Raw genomic sequence first — 14,549 nt, 5'->3', positions numbered from 1 at the left:
CTCATGCTGCCGTTTGCCCTCGGGGGCGCCAACAGCGCCGTGCTGACCGCCGCGACGGCGGCCCTCGACCTCGGCTGGGTCGCGCTCGCGCTCGCCACGTTGCCGAGCGATCGCCGGCTGGTCGCGCGGATGGCGCCGGTCGCGCTGCCGGCCTGCCTGCTGCTCGGGTGGACCGCGCTCCCCTTCGTCCCGGGCATCGCGCCGGATCTGATCGCGCGTCCGGCGGCCCCGGACCTGCTCGCGCTCGGCTGGTGCCACGCCTTCTCGCTCGTGGCTTTGTTGGTCGGATGTGCCACCGCGGGCCGCGTTCCCGGCTTCGCTTACGCAACCGCGACGTGGCTGTGCGTGTTCGCCGGCGTGCTGATCGCCGTGACGCTCGGGCTGCGCGCGTTCGGGGATCCGGCGATGATGCAACGCGTCATCGTGGATCACCGCTATCATCGCTTCGCCGGTTTGATGGGGAACGCCAACGCCGCCGGGATCGGCTACGGCATGATGAGTTTGCTGTTGCACGGCATCGCGCGGGACCGGTGGCGCGCCTGGCGCACGCAACCCCACGGGCACATCCCGATCGCCGCGACGATCGCGGCGCTAGGCAGCGTGATCGCACTCAGCCTGGTGGCGCTGTCGCAATCGCGGACCGCACTCGCCGCGACGGTGGTCGCGCAGCTCGCCTACGCCGTCGGCTTCCCCGCGCTCCCGCGTGCTGGCCGCGGCTGGCTCCCGGCGGTCGCGCTGCTCGCGCTCGCGGTCGTGCTGGGGCTGTCGTCCGGCAGCGCGCTGAGCCGGTACGGCGCGCTTGGCGACGACGGGTCCGGGCGCCTGTCCGTCTTGCGCCATTATGCCGACCTTGCCCGCACCGCGCCGCTGTCCGGCTATGGCCTCGGCGGATTCGATGCGGTGAACCAGCGCCACCTCACGCCCGAAACCGTGCTGCTGGTCGGCGATTTCGGGGCAGCGCATAATGCGATCCTGCAGCTAGCGATCGAAGCGGGATGGCCCGGCGTGGTCCTGCTCCTCTTAACCCTGGCCGCGCTGGTCGTGCGGGTCGCGCGAACCACGACGATCGGCAGCGACCGATCGAACGCGATCGCGCGCGCGATGCTGTTCGCGGTCGCGGTCGCGGTCGTGGGGTCGATGGTCGATATTGCGCTCAACGTCCCGGCGATTGCGGCGCTGAGCGCGGCGCTGCTGGGGATCGTCTGGGGGCGCACGCTTCGGGACGATCCTAGACGCCGCCCGCCCCGCGCGCCTCACCTCGCGCCGTGGCCGATCGCCGCCATCCGCAGCTGATAGGCCACCCCGGCGGGGGTATCGCCCAGCAGCCGTTCGATCGCGCCACGCTGGCCGTCGTCATAGCGCGTTTGCCAGACCGCCTCGGCAATCCCGGCGCGACGGGTCGCCGGATCGAGGTCGCGCCAATACAGCCGCGTGAACGCGATCCGCCAGATCGCGGCGCGATTATGGAACGGACGCACGCGGTAGCTTGCCGCGAACGCCGCGAGCGCCGTGGGCGTGGCCGCGCCGTGAACCAGCAGTTCGCGCTGCGTCACCAGCAGCAGCGTGGCATCCCAGTCCGGGCGCGTTCGCGCGAGACGGCGGATCAGGCGATCCGCCCGCGCCGCGTTGATCGCGCGCAAGCCGGGACTGGCCCCGGACCGCGCGCCATTCAACGCGAGCTGTGACAAGGGGGCCGCAGCGCGGATCGGCAATCCTGCGGGGGAACGATCGCCATACGCCTCAAGGGTAGCATCGCGCACCGTCGCGGACCGATCGGCCACCGCTTGCACCAGGTCCGCGGCGAGCCACTCGTCCCGCGTTACGCGCGCCGCGAGCACGCACCCGGCAAGACACGCAAGACTGCCAAGGATCGCGACCGGCGAGACCCGTCGCCGTCGCGCGTGCCCCATAGCGTCACGGGCGGGGCCCGGCGTCATTGCTGGTAATAGCGATTGTACCGCGCCGAATAATATTGCCCGCCCAACGCCTCCGAATGCGGATCGACCATGGTGAGCACCGCCCCCAGCACGTGCGCGTCATCCTGTTCCAGCCCGGCCAAAGCGCTGTCGATCGCCGAGACCGGAGTCGCATTCCATTTGACCAGCAACACCACGCCATCCGCCAGCTTCGCCAGCGTGCGCGCATCCGCGACGCCGAGCAGCGGCGGCGTATCGAGCAGGATGTAATCGTACCGCGTCCGCGCCTGATCGAGCAGCATCGCCATCGCACCGGTGTCGAACAGGTCGATCGGGGTAAAGGTCGGCGCCCGCACGCACAGCAGCTCGAGCCCGCCGATCTCGTCGCGGATCGTCGCGTGCGCCAGGTCGATGTCACCGCGCAGCACCTCGAGCGTGCCGGCGATCGGTCGCTGCCCCAAGCCGTCAGCCAGTCCGGCGCGACGGACGTCGCAGTCGATCAGCAGGACACGGTCCCCCGACAACGCCATGACGCGCGCCAGCGACAGCGCGCAGGTCGTCTTGCCTTCGGACGGCAGCGTCGATCCGATCGCGATGATCTTCGCGCCCCCGGGCCGTATGAACGCGCGGATCGTCCGGAAGGCTTCGGAATAGGCGGAGATCGGACGATCGCGCAGCGTGTCGGCCGGGGTACACCGTCGCCCTTCGGAATCGCGCAACCGCCGCGCGCGCAATTGCGGGATCGCGGCGACGAAGGTCACCCCCAGCATCGTCTCCACATCTTCCGAGCTCCGGATCGCGGTTTGCAACGCCTCCGCCGCCGCCGCTGCGCCGATCCCGAGCACGAAGCCGACCAGCAACCCGGCAACCCCGATCGCGGGACGATTGGGATAGGTCGGCCCGCGCCAGCACCACGGCGCTTTCCAGGATCCGCGCTTGCGGCTCAGTGCTGCGTTGCGCCTGCGCCGCCTGCTGGACCGTTCCGGCCATGCGATTGTACGCGGTGGTTGCGGCATCCGCCTTGCGCTGGAGTCCCTCGGCGCGCACCGCCGCCTGCCCGTTGACCGCGATTTCCTGCTTGAGCACCGCGAGTTGCTGCGCGAGGTCGGACGCCTTGGCCGCGGCGGACCGCGCTTCGCTTCGCAATCCTTCGATGATCCGCGTCTGCTCGAGCCGGATCTGCTGGTCGAGCGCCTCGATCTGCTGCTTGCTCTGGATCAGCGCGGGAAACTTCTCGCCATACCGCGCGGCCAGTTGCGCGCGCTGGCGCTCGGCCTCGGTGCGCTGACGCCGCAAGTCGGTGATGACGGGCGCCGACAGCACCGCGGACACCGCGTCCGATCCGCCGGTCGCGATCTGGCGCTCGGCCGCGGCGACGTTGGAGCGCAACGCGGCAGCCTCCGCCTTCGCCGACGCGAGCTGCTGCGCGATCGGCCCGACCTGCTGATCGTTGATCGTGCCGACCCCACCGCCCTGGACGATCCCGCTGTCCGCCCGATACCGCGCGACGCTGGCCGCAGCGGCCTCGGCTTCGCGGCTCAGCCGGAGCAGCGCGGCTTGCCCAGTCGCGGTCTGGCGGGTCGCGCTGCTCGCCTGAACGTCGGCGGTGCTGTCGATGTAGGCCAGCGCCAGCGCATTGGAGATCCGCGCCGCCTTGCTCGCGTCGCGCGACCGAACCCCGATCGTGAGGACGTAACTGCGTTCCTGTTGCGCCACCGTCAGACGCTGGAGCACCGCAGACGTCGCGGTTTCGATCGCCCGCGCAGTCGCGATCGTGTCGGCGTGCGCCCCACCCCCCGCCCCCACGAATTCCGGGTCCCCCTGCAGCCCGAAGCGCGTCACCACGCGGCGCGCGATGTCGCGGGAGCGGATCGTCGCGATCTCGGTGTTGACCAGCGCCTGGTCGAGCGGCGGGTCCTTCGCGGTCTCGAAATCCAGCGGCGCCTGTCGCGCCGGGGTGATCCGGATCCGCGCCACCGCATCGTATTTCGGCGTGATCAACACCGCGACCGAAACCGCCGCCAGCATCGTCAGCAGAACCATCGCGCCGATGATCCGCCAGCGACGACGAAGGACGCCCCCCAGCGATGCCAGCGTGACCGGTTTTCGTCCGATATGCCGGCTCTGGTCGAGCCGACTGCCTTGCACCAGGATCGAGGGTTCGGTCTTCATATCCATGCGGGCGCTTTCGTCATGGCGGCCGTTATCGCTGCGCGACGATGGACAGGAGCACCCGCGTCTCGTGATAGGACGGCCCCGAGCCTGTGCCATGCGCGGATCGCAGATCGTGCAGGACCGACATCCCGACCCCGAACACGCGAGTCAGCACATAGCGCGCGCCGGCGCTCGCGCGGACGATGTCGAGCGTGGCGTTGGTGTCTTTGAAGGTGTCATGCTCATACCCGACCTGCGCGTTCAGCAGGACATAGCGCAGCAGCTCGTGGTCCATCCGCAGCGCGACCGTAGTGTTGACGAACCCGCCGGAATTGAGGAACGACGCATCCTCGATCAGGCGCCGCCCGGTCAGTGTGACGGTGGTGAGCGCCGTCGGGAAATACTCGACCCGCGCTTCCGCGGTGATCCCGCCGATCGGACGGTAGAGCGCCGCGTCATACCGTCGCCGAATATAGCCAACCCCCAAGGACCCCCGCAGCAAGGTACTGAGATCGAACGTCGCGCCGCCCAGCGCGCGGAACGTGTCGGAACTCCGGTTGGGGATGCCGGTCGCCAGCGGTCGAGCATAGTCGATCCGGTCGTAGCTGCTTTGCACGAACACCGACGTGTCCGGGCTGATCGCATATTCCACGCGGCCCGATCCGCTCTTGGTGTGCGAATTGCGGTTGCTCTGGCTGATGACCCCATTGCCGAACGTGAGCACATCTTCGAACGCGAGCGCGCCGAACGTGAAACCGCCCTGCAGCCGAAGCCGACCCGCCGCATAGCCCGCGTTCGCCTGAAGCTGCGTGCTCTGATATTGCGATGCCGCGGCGGCGGCGCTGGGATAGGCGGCGGAGGTCGGCGGCTCGGTCGCGCGTTCGGTCCGCGCCGCCCCCGACACCGTGATCTGTCCGCCCACGTCGTAGCGTCCCGTTCCAACGATGCGCCAGCTGTCCTGGTTGCGCCGGGTTTCGGTCAGGAACCGCTTGATGTCGGCCCCGCCCTCGAGCGTCAGCGAATGCCGCGACCAGGTGCTGGCCAAGCGCGCGGAGGGCGCCACCGTCGCGCTGGCGTCGGCCTTGCGGTTGGACGAGGTCTGATAGACGTTGTCCTCATAACCAAGCGCCGATTCCACGCGCGGAAATAGTGTAAAGCCGCCGAGTTTGAGGCCGAGTGCGTCGAATTCAGGCCGCGAACGATCGAGCACGCCCGTGTTGCGCCCGCGGTCATAGTCGATCGGCAAGTTGGGCACGACGAAGCTGTCGCCAACGTTCTGCGCCACCGCCGGCGTCGCCCCCAGCGCCCCGATCAGGCCGATTCCCGCGCCGAGGGAGCGTCCCCAAGACGGCGCGTACCAGGTCACGCGCCTCCCCCGCCGGTCGTCGCGGTCTGCGGCGGGGTGTAGTTCGAGCTTCCCCCGGACAGGCCCAGCGTCGTTCCCTGCTGGAGGACGGATTGCGCATCGGCGAGTGCGCCGGTGCCTTCGGTCTCGCAGCGTTCCAGCGCGCCAGAGATGTTCTTGAGCGCGACCTTGGCCGCATCGCTCAGCGCCCCAGCCTGCCCCGCCGCCTGAGTCAGCGCGGATTTGGAATCGCCGCAGCCCGATTGGGCCTGGCCGATCAGCAGCGACAATTGCGCCTCGATCTGCGCGGTTTGCGTGCCGCCGGCTTTCAGCGCGGCGAGCAGCACCGCGGCCAATGCAGAAACCTGCTTCTCGCGATCGGCTTGCGTCGGCGCCGCTGGCACCGGGACGCCGGGAACCGGCGCTTCCTGGTCCTGCAGACCCGCGGCGGTGGCGGGAAGATCGCTGCCGAACCACGCGCCCGACAGAATCAGCAGGAGAGCTCGGACTGCCGTCGACCTGATCACATTGCCCTCCATCGATGAGTGTCTTCGCGCTGTCGCCGCATCACAGATACCGTTCCCCGACCCTGATCGTGTCGCCCGGACGCACCTTGAGATCAGGCGCGATCCGGGCTTTGACCGACTGCGCCGCACCAGCGTGCTTGATGAAGACTTTCCGCTTGTCCGCGCGGTACGTGTAGCCTTGCGCGGTCGCCACCGCGCCATCGATGGTGAGCCCCGAAGAGTAAGGATACTCCCCGGGCTTGTTGACCTCGCCAAGGATGTAGAACGGCCGAAACGTCAGGATGTCGATGCTGACGCGGGGCTGGAGCACATACCCATCCATCAAGTGCCGCCGGATCACCGTCGCCACTTCGGTCGCGGTCTGGCCGACCGCGCGCACGTCCCCGATCAGCGGCAGCGACAGCGCGCCGTTTGCGTTGACCGTGAACTCTCCGGAAAGGGACGGCTCGTCGAAGACGATGATGCGGACCTTGTCGGCAACCCCCAGCGGGTAATCGGTTTCGGGTGGATCCTGCGCGACGGCGGTTTCCATTTGCGCCGCAAGGGACAGCGACGTCGCTGGCGATGCCGGCACGGCCAGACTTATCGACATCGCAACTATACTTCCTCGGAAGATCCCCACGACGCACCACCTCGCGCGCTCCATTTGGGATATCCATGCCCCGGATGACAATACTGCGTTTAGATTACTTCGCACCCGTTCCGAGCAACTTCATGAGATTATCACGTCTATAGCCAGATTTGGTGAACACCTCTTCTTGCTCGACTGCTCCTTGCAACTTTGCGACTCTTCCTAAAGACACGACACCCTTCGAAGTACGTACAATAACAGGAGCTGGAGTCGTGGCTAACGAAAGAAAAACCATCCTCCTTCAAACGACCTCATTCTCAAGAATGAAGCTATATCTTTCGGACGATCTGGATCTTCATCCATAGGTCTGTCCTGCCGGTATTTCGAATTAGGCACTTGCACCGCATAACCAAATCCTAAGACCCGCCTGAGCAAGGCTCCGCCACTTTCAACGGTGGAGCAGGTGTCGTGAGGATCTTCTGGTTATGCGTCGCCTTTCTGCTGTTCGGGGCGAACATCGCACACGCGAAGCCCGCGCCCCGTCCGTTCGTATCCTTCGGCGCCGCGACCGCCATGCCGACGGGCCTCGACGAACTTTGCCGGTCGCAACCCGCAGTGTGTGCGACGATGGCGGGCGCAGGGAACGCCATGCTGACCGCTACCGCGACCGATCCGGAGGCGGATCGCGCGCGGCTACGCCTGCTGAAGCGCGTCGACGCGACGATCAACGCGCATGTCCGCCAGCAAAGCGATCGCGCCAGCTATGGCGTCGGCGACCTGTGGCGCCCCAGTGGCGTGGGCCGGAACGCGGTTGGGGACTGCGAGGATCTGGCGATCCAAAAGCGGCTGGAATTGCTTCAGGCCGGCTTCCCGCCCGAACGTTTGTTCCTCGCGATCGTCTATCGCACCGATCTCGGCCTGCACACGGTGCTGGTCGCCCGGCTGGATGGTGGCGACATGGTGCTCGACAGCCGATCCAGCTTCATCGCGTCCTGGGCCAGAACGCCCTATCAATGGGTAATCGCAGAACAACCCGGCTCCCCAACGCAGTGGAACGCCGTATCGTGACCTATTCTTGGCGATCACGCCAAGGATCGCCTACTCGTTTCATCGCATAGACTGGCGCACCAGGGGTTTTACACTGTTTCGGTCCTGGGGGGGGGGCTCGAAACACGGTGCGTGTCGCGATCATTCATTACTGGCTCGTCGGCATGCGCGGCGGGGAACGCGTGCTCGAAATTCTATGCCGGATGTATCCCGACGCGGACATCTTCACGCATGTCGTCGATCGCACGGCGATGTCGTCGACGATTTTACACCACGACATTCACACCACCTTCATCGCCAAGCTCCCGTTCGCGAAGCGGCACTATCAGAAGTACCTCCCGCTGATGCCCCGCGCGCTCGAGCTGATCGATCTCGAAGCCTATGATCTCGTCATCAGTTGCGAAGCGGGGCCGGCGAAGGGGGTCATCACCCGCCCCGATGCGATCCACCTCACCTATTGCCATTCGCCGATGCGCTACGTCTGGGATCAATATGCGCAATATCGCGCGTCCGGGGGCTGGGCCACGCGGATGATGATGCCGCTGTTCGCGCCGTCGCTGCGGCAATGGGACACGACCAGCGCCGCCCGCCCCGACCGCATCATGGCCAACAGCGCGTATATCAAGGCGCGGATCGCGAAGAGCTGGCGACGCGACGCGACGGTCGTCTATCCCCCGGTCGACACGGCGCTGTTCACCCCCAGCCGCGACGTCACCGACGAATATCTGCTGGTCGGGCAGCTCGTCCCGTACAAGCGCCCGGACCTCGCGGTCGATGCGTTCACGCGCACCGGTCGCAAGCTCCACGTTATCGGTGACGGCGCGATGCTGGCGGCGTTGCAGGCGCGCGCGGGGCCGACGATCCGCTTCACCCGGCGCGCGGATTTCGCGGCCCTGCGTGCTGCCTATGCGACCACGCGCGGGCTCGTCTTCCCGGCGGAAGAGGATTTCGGGCTGATCCCGGTGGAGGTCATGGCATCGGGACGCCCGGTGCTCGCCTTCGGGCGCGGCGGGGCGTTGGAAACCGTCGTCGCCGGGGAAACCGGCCTGTTCTTCGACCACAAGACGGTCGACTCGCTGATCGCGGGGCTCGACCGGTTCGAGGCGTGGCTCCCGCACTTCGACCCCCTGACGGCGATAGCCCGCGCGCGCCAGTTCGATCCGGACCGGTTTCGCCAGGGCTTTGCCGCGGTCGTCGCGCAGGCGGTTGCGGATCGTGGATGACCGGTCCGCGCGAGGATCAGCGCCGCTCGCGCGCGACCTCGCGCAGCACGTCCATCAGGCTTTCCCCGGCGCGCGCCCACGTGAAGCCCGCTGCGCGAGCTCGCCCCATCGCCGCATATTTCGCCCGCTTTGCAGGATCGTCCGCCAACGCGCGGATTGCGGCGATCCAGACCTTGGGGCGATCCGGATCGGCATAGAGCGCCGCATCGCCGCACACTTCGGGCAACGCACCCCGGAGGCTGACCACGGCGGGGCAGCCCGACAGCATCGCCTCCAGCGGCGGCAGGCCGAAGCCCTCGGTCCGCGACGGCATCGCGTAACACAGCGCGGCCTCGGTCAGCGCGCGCAACGCGCCATCCGAGACGCGCCCGGCGAAACGCACGTTGGGCGGAACCACCAGCCCCGCCGCCAGTGCCTCCGCGCGACCCGCTGCGCCGAACAGCACGAGCGTCAGATCCGCCAGACGGTCGGAGGCGAACGCTTCCAGCAGCACCGCGAGGTTCTTGTGCGCCTGCACGTTCGACAGCGCGAGAACGAACCTTCGTTCGCCAAGCCCAAGGTCCCGCAGGATCGCGGGATCGCGCGTCGTCTGGAAGGCATGGTCGACGCCGTTGTGCACCACCCGGATCCGCTCCGCGGGTGCCACCTTCCAGCGGACGAGCTGTTCGGCGGAATAGCGCGACACCGTCAGGATCCGCACCGCCCGCGCACCGAGCAGCGGTTGCACCGTGCGATAGAAATGCACGAACGCGCGCGCATAGGAGTCCGGGCTGGTAAACACCTGCGTGTCGTGAATCATCGTGATCGCCGCCGCCGATGCCACCGGCGCGAGGTTGCAGAAGTTGAGCAACAGCTTGCCCCGCGTTCGCACGGGAAGCTCCAGCTGTTCCCAGGCCTGCCCGCTCAGAACGCTGCGCGAATCGATCGTCATTCCCGGAAAACGATCCGATTGCACGACCGTGCGCGGCGCTACGATCGTGGCACGCGTCCCGAACATCTCTTCGATTTCGGCCTGATGGCAATGGATCTGCTCGACCAGACCAGTCGCCACCCGATGAACCCCGGTCATCGGTGCAGACAGGAACTTCCCGTTGATGACGACCGCCTCTTTCACGGAAAGATCGGTAAAGCTTAGTAGCGCTCCTGGATACACATAATATAGATCCGGTTTTTAAGCGTCTATATTTGGAATACCTCATTTGCACCAAGAGTAATATCGGATTTCATCCCATACCACGTTAGCCTTTACTCGAATCTGCCCACAGGACTTTATTATAGGGATCGAGACCGTGACGTGACACACTCCCCCCGGACGCAGACGACCCCGCCTGTTCGCCGATGACGGAGCAAGCGCAGCCTGCGATGGCGCACCGCATCGCGGCCGGTGCCGCGTGGTTGATCGCCGCGCGTTTGGCCACGCGCGCGATCGATTTCGTCGGCCTGCTGATCCTCGCCAATCTGCTCGTCCCCGCCGATTTCGGCCTGATCGCCGTAGCGATGACCGTCGTGCAGATCGTCGAGGCGGTGTTCGAACTCCCGGTCAACCAGGTCCTGCTCCGGTCGGATGCGGTCACCCGCGGCCTCCTCGACACCGCCTTCACGATCGGCCTCCTGCGCGGAGTCTCGCTGGCGGCGGTGATCGGAATCGCGGCGGAACCGTTCGCGCGCCTCTATCACGATCCTCGGCTGGCGGTGCTGCTCTGCGTCCTGAGCGCGGCCCCGGTCGCGCGGTCGCTCCTCAGCCCGGCGATGATCCGGTTTGCCAAGGTGATCGACTTTCGCCGGGACCTGATGATCGAACTGCTCGGGAAAAGCGCGGCATTGAGCTGCTCGGTCGCGTTCGCGCTCTCGACGCGCAGTTATTGGGCGCTCGCGATCGGCACCGTCGTCAACCCGACCGTCATGATGCTGGCAAGCTATGGGTTCGCGCCACACCGCCCCCGTCTTTCGCTCAAACACTGGCCCGACTTCGCGCACTACGTCGGCTGGTCGACCGCGGCGCAACTGGTCAGCGCGCTCAACTGGCAAGCCGATCGGTTGTTGCTCGGCCGGATCGTGTCGCGCGCGGACCTCGGCGCTTATGTCCTTGCGGGGGAAATCGCCGCGGTGCCCGAACAAGCGCTGCTCAAGCCGATTGACCGACCGTTGCTCGCGGCCTTCGGCACGATGAAGCGGGATCCGCACCGCTTGGTCGCCGCCTATCTGCAGACGGTCCATTCGGTGCTCGCGGTCGGGGTTCCGGTCATGCTCGGGCTCAGCCTGCTCGCCGAACCCGCCATTCGCCTCGCGCTTTCCGCCAAGTGGCACGCAAGCGCGCCGATGCTGCAATGGCTTGCGCTCACGCTGATCCCGCCGCTCCTCACCGCCCCGCTCGGCGCGCTGTCGGCGACGCTTGGCCGGACCGACATCTCCCTGAAGCGCAACCTGATCGAACTGGCGGTCGGGCTGCCATCGGTGATCGTCTGCGCCTGGCTGTACGGGATTGCGGGCGTGATCGCGGCCCGGCTCGCGATCGCCCTCGTCATGGCGCTGGTGACGATGCTGTTCGTCCGCAGGCTGCTCCACGTCTCGGTCGCCCGCCAACTCGCCGGCCCGTGGCGCGCAATGGTCGCGGCGGCGGGATTGACGCTGGTGCTGCTCGTCATGCGCGATCGGCTGCACGGGCTCGCGGGGGTTCCACTCGCCGCCGGGCTGACCGTCTGCGCGGGCAGCGCGCTCGCGGTGTACGGCGCGATCCTGCTGCTGTTGTGGACATCGACCGGTCGACCGAAGGGGATCGAGACGATGCTCGCCACCTGGGTCGCCGCCGCCTGGTCGCGGCGCCAGACCCGCAATCCCGCTTAAGGCAGCACGAAGCGCAACGTGAACTTCGCGCCCCCGTCGGGGTCGTTCTGCGCGGCGATCCCGACGCCCATCGCCTCGGCAAAGCCCTTGGCGATCGCGAGGCCTAGACCGCTCCCGCCATGCCGGTCCCCGCCGCGCCCCTGCGCGAAGGTCTCGAACACCTGTGCTTCCGATCCCGCAGGCAGGCCGGGTCCGTGATCGCGCACCGACAAGGTCACCCCATCCCGAATCCGGCTTCCCCCGATCTCGATCGCCCCGGCGCCGCCGTGGACCGCGGCGTTGGCCAGCAGGTTGATCAGGATGTGGTGCAGCAGCGTCGGGTCGGCCTGCACCAGCGGCAGATCGGGCGGAACCCGCAACGCGATCCGGTTGGCGAGCAGCAGCGGCTTCAGGTCGTGCACCGCGCTGGCGACGGCATCGGTCAGGTCGATCGCCTCGGGCGCCAGCCGAAGCGCGCCCGAATCGATCCGGACCATGTCCACCAGATTGTCGAGAAACCGCCGCAACCGTGCGACTTCGCTCCGCGCGACCGGCACCGCCGGAGACTCGGGATGATCTCGAGCGATCGCGTCGATCGCCGCCCCCACCGACGTCAGCGGGGTGCGCAGATCGTGCCCGATCGACGACAGCAACGCCGCCCGCAACCGATCGCGCTCGCGAAGGACCGACACTTCGCGAACCTGGTCCTCCAGCTTGAGCCGTTCGTGCGCCAGCGCCGCCTGCCCCAGCAGCGTCGCCAGCAGCACCGCCCGCCCCGCCCCGACCGGATCCCCGCCATCGGAGGCGGACAGCCCCACCACCGCCAGCACTCCAAGCGACGTCTTGAGCGGCTGGAACTGCCAGTCGGACGAGACCAGCGTACCCGTCCCCGCGCCGGTCGCCTCGCCCTTGCTCCAGCACCAGTCGGCGGCCGCACGATCGACCGGGCCAAGCGTCGGAAGGACTTCGGTCGAGGCCGCGTTGCACACGAGTTGCCCCCCGCGATCGTCGAGCACGATCACGTCCAGGTCGAGCAGGCGGGCCATCTCGATGCTGACGGTCCGGCTGGTGGCTTCCCAATCGGATACCCGAGTCAGCGCCTGCCCGAACGCCGCGACCGCGGCATTCTCCAGCGCGCCGCGCACGCCCAGCGTCGCGCGCGCCTTCAGCCGTCCCGTGAGGTTGGCGGTGAAGGTGGCGATGCCGATCAGCACGAACATCGTCAGCAGGCTTTGCGGGTCCGCGATCGTGAAGGTGTAGAGCGGCGGCAGGAACAGGAAATTGTACGTCAAGCCCGCCAGCACCCCGGTCGTCACGCCGGGCCACAGCCCGAACACCCCCGACGCGATGATGACCGGCAGCAGGAAGATCAGGTCGATCCCGCCGACCCCGATCACCGGCTCGACCAGTTTGCAGAACCCCGCGGTCAGCGCGATCAGCGCGACGATCGCGGCGGCCTTGAGCGCGGTTCCGCGATCCGCGAGCGCCACGCGCCGCGGCTGGTTCGGCGGCGCGGCACCCGCCGGAATGACGTGCACCGCCAGCCCGGCATTCCCCGACAACATCGCCTCGACCACCGAGCCATGCCGGAGCCGGAACCACCGGCTGCGCACCGATTTGCCGATCACCAGCTGAGTCGCGCGCATTTCCTCGATCTGGGTGCGGAGGCCTGCGGCAACGCTTTCGGCGGGGATCGTCGCGATCGTCCCGCCCAGGCTGGCGGCGAGGCTCAGGGTGTCGGCGATCTGGCGGCGTTGCTGGTCGGTGAACCCTTCGCTGCGCGGCGTCTCGATCGACACCGCTTGCCACGGCGCCTTGAGCGCATCCGCCAGCCGCTTGGCGGTGCGGACCAGCGCCTCGGCGCCGGGGAGTTCGCTGACCGCGACCAGCACGCGCTCGCCCCCGGCATAAGTGCCGCCGACCGCGTGGATGTCGAGATGCTCGAGCATCGCCTGGTCGACGCTCTGCGCGGCGCGGCGCAACGCCATTTCGCGCAACGCGGACAGGTTCGCCTTGGAGAAGAAGCGGTCGAGCGCGCGAGTCGCCTCGGCGGGGATATAGACCTTGCCCGCCTTGAGGCGTTCGATCAGCTCGTCAGGCGGAAGATCGACGACCTCGACTTCGGCATCGTCGAACACGCTGTCGGGCACCGTCTCGCGCACGCGGACGCGGGTGAAACTGGCGACCACGTCGTTGAGGCTTTCGACATGCTGGACGTTGAGCGTGGTGTGGACGTCGATCCCGGCGTCGAGCAATTCCATCACGTCCTGCCACCGTTTGGGGTGGCGGCTGCCGGTGACGTTGGTGTGCGCGAACTCGTCGACCAGCGCGAGCTGCGGCGCGCGCGCGAGCAGGCCGTCGATGTCCATCTCGTCCAGCGTCTGCCCCTGATAGGCGATCTGGCGCCGCGGAAGCACCTCGAGCGGCGCGACCAGTGCCTGCGTTTCGGCGCGGCCGTGCGTCTCGACGATCGCGATGACGACGTCGGTCCCGGCCTTCAGCCGCTCCGCGCCTTCGCGCAGCATCTCGAAGGTCTTCCCCACCCCGGGCGCCGCGCCGAGGAAGATCTTGAGCTTCCCCCGCGACTCCCGCCGTGCGGCACGCAGCAGCGCCTCGGGGGACGGTCGGTCGTCGATTACCGGCACGCGGAAGCCCTTTCGGCAGGACGCAACGCCCCCGTCGTTTCGTCAAGGCCCGCCCCTACCTCCGCGGGCCAACGGAACGAAGGGATTCCCGCCTGCGCGGGAATGACGGTGGCGGGGTAACGGACAATCACGAACAAAGCCTAGGCACCCCATCCCGACAACGCCACCGCCACGCCGCGATCCTTATGCTTTCTTAATGCCGCGCGCCCGCCTTACCCGGCGCACCTTAATGCGGCTCGCGCCTATCTCGCCCCTCGGAAGCCGCCATTCGGGGCGGCATCGCCGGGAAAGGCCCCAA

General features: G+C 67.8%; 12 protein-coding genes. 4 read left to right on the top strand and 8 right to left on the bottom strand.

Annotated elements, in window-relative coordinates; genetic code table 11:
• Positions 1 to 3 precede the first annotated feature (3 nt).
• Positions 4 to 1,293, top strand: a complete 1,290-nt coding sequence (locus ABIC16_RS05335) for an O-antigen ligase family protein (protein WP_354290313.1) — start codon at positions 4 to 6, stop codon at positions 1,291 to 1,293.
• On the opposite strand, the gene ABIC16_RS05330 is transcribed toward ABIC16_RS05335, so the two are convergent.
• From ABIC16_RS05330 to ABIC16_RS05305, 6 genes are read right to left on the bottom strand one after another with little or no spacing between them, the layout of a single operon-like run.
• The gene (locus tag ABIC16_RS05330) at positions 1,254 to 1,937 is read right to left on the bottom strand and encodes a hypothetical protein (RefSeq protein WP_354290312.1); all 684 of its coding nucleotides are present in this window, start codon (positions 1,935 to 1,937) and stop codon (positions 1,254 to 1,256) included. The two genes, ABIC16_RS05335 and ABIC16_RS05330, sit on opposite strands and share 40 nt — an antisense overlap.
• The gene (locus ABIC16_RS05325) at positions 1,934 to 2,458 is read right to left on the bottom strand and encodes a tyrosine-protein kinase family protein (RefSeq protein WP_354292264.1); all 525 of its coding nucleotides are present in this window, start codon (positions 2,456 to 2,458) and stop codon (positions 1,934 to 1,936) included. Before ABIC16_RS05325 ends, ABIC16_RS05330 begins: the two co-directional genes overlap by 4 nt.
• Positions 2,382 to 4,094: a GumC family protein gene (locus ABIC16_RS05320; RefSeq protein ID WP_354290311.1), complete on the bottom strand. Its 1,713-nt coding sequence runs from the start codon at positions 4,092 to 4,094 to the stop codon at positions 2,382 to 2,384. Before ABIC16_RS05320 ends, ABIC16_RS05325 begins: the two co-directional genes overlap by 77 nt.
• 25 nt (positions 4,095 to 4,119) lie before the next feature.
• Entirely contained in the window at positions 4,120 to 5,436 is a 1,317-nt protein-coding gene (locus ABIC16_RS05315) for an outer membrane beta-barrel protein (RefSeq protein ID WP_354290310.1), read from the bottom strand.
• Positions 5,433 to 5,942 (bottom strand): hypothetical protein, encoded by a 510-nt coding sequence (locus ABIC16_RS05310; protein ID WP_354290309.1) that lies wholly within the window; start codon positions 5,940 to 5,942, stop codon positions 5,433 to 5,435. Before ABIC16_RS05310 ends, ABIC16_RS05315 begins: the two co-directional genes overlap by 4 nt.
• A 40-nt stretch (positions 5,943 to 5,982) precedes the next feature.
• A complete protein-coding gene (locus tag ABIC16_RS05305; RefSeq protein ID WP_354290308.1) occupies positions 5,983 to 6,534 on the bottom strand; it encodes a polysaccharide biosynthesis/export family protein in 552 nt (183 codons plus the stop codon).
• Between the two features lie 447 nt (positions 6,535 to 6,981).
• On the opposite strand from ABIC16_RS05305, the gene ABIC16_RS05300 reads away from it, so the two are divergent.
• Positions 6,982 to 7,581 carry a transglutaminase-like cysteine peptidase gene (locus tag ABIC16_RS05300; RefSeq protein ID WP_354290307.1) on the top strand — a complete coding sequence of 200 codons (600 nt, stop codon included), beginning with the start codon at positions 6,982 to 6,984 and terminating at the stop codon, positions 7,579 to 7,581.
• A gap of 107 nt (positions 7,582 to 7,688) precedes the next feature.
• On the top strand, positions 7,689 to 8,783 hold the full coding sequence (locus ABIC16_RS05295) for a glycosyltransferase (protein ID WP_354290306.1): 1,095 nt from the start codon (positions 7,689 to 7,691) through the stop codon (positions 8,781 to 8,783).
• 16 nt (positions 8,784 to 8,799) lie between these two features.
• On the opposite strand, the gene ABIC16_RS05290 is transcribed toward ABIC16_RS05295, so the two are convergent.
• Complete coding sequence (locus tag ABIC16_RS05290) at positions 8,800 to 9,897, bottom strand: glycosyltransferase family 4 protein (protein ID WP_354290305.1); 1,098 nt, start codon at positions 9,895 to 9,897, stop codon at positions 8,800 to 8,802.
• A 248-nt stretch (positions 9,898 to 10,145) separates the two neighbouring features.
• Between ABIC16_RS05290 and ABIC16_RS05285 the strand changes: the two genes are divergently transcribed.
• On the top strand, positions 10,146 to 11,627 hold the full coding sequence (locus ABIC16_RS05285; protein ID WP_354290304.1) for a lipopolysaccharide biosynthesis protein: 1,482 nt from the start codon (positions 10,146 to 10,148) through the stop codon (positions 11,625 to 11,627).
• Here the strand turns inward: ABIC16_RS05285 and ABIC16_RS05280 are convergent.
• Positions 11,624 to 14,251 (bottom strand): DUF4118 domain-containing protein, encoded by a 2,628-nt coding sequence (locus tag ABIC16_RS05280; RefSeq protein ID WP_354290303.1) that lies wholly within the window; start codon positions 14,249 to 14,251, stop codon positions 11,624 to 11,626. The two genes, ABIC16_RS05285 and ABIC16_RS05280, sit on opposite strands and share 4 nt — an antisense overlap.
• Positions 14,252 to 14,549: the final 298 nt, after the last annotated feature.

The sequence above is a fragment of the Sphingomonas sp. PvP055 genome, assembly GCF_040546365.1.
Classification (GTDB): Bacteria; Pseudomonadota; Alphaproteobacteria; order Sphingomonadales; family Sphingomonadaceae; genus Sphingomonas; species Sphingomonas echinoides_A.
This window is presented reverse-complemented; position numbering and strand designations above follow the sequence as displayed.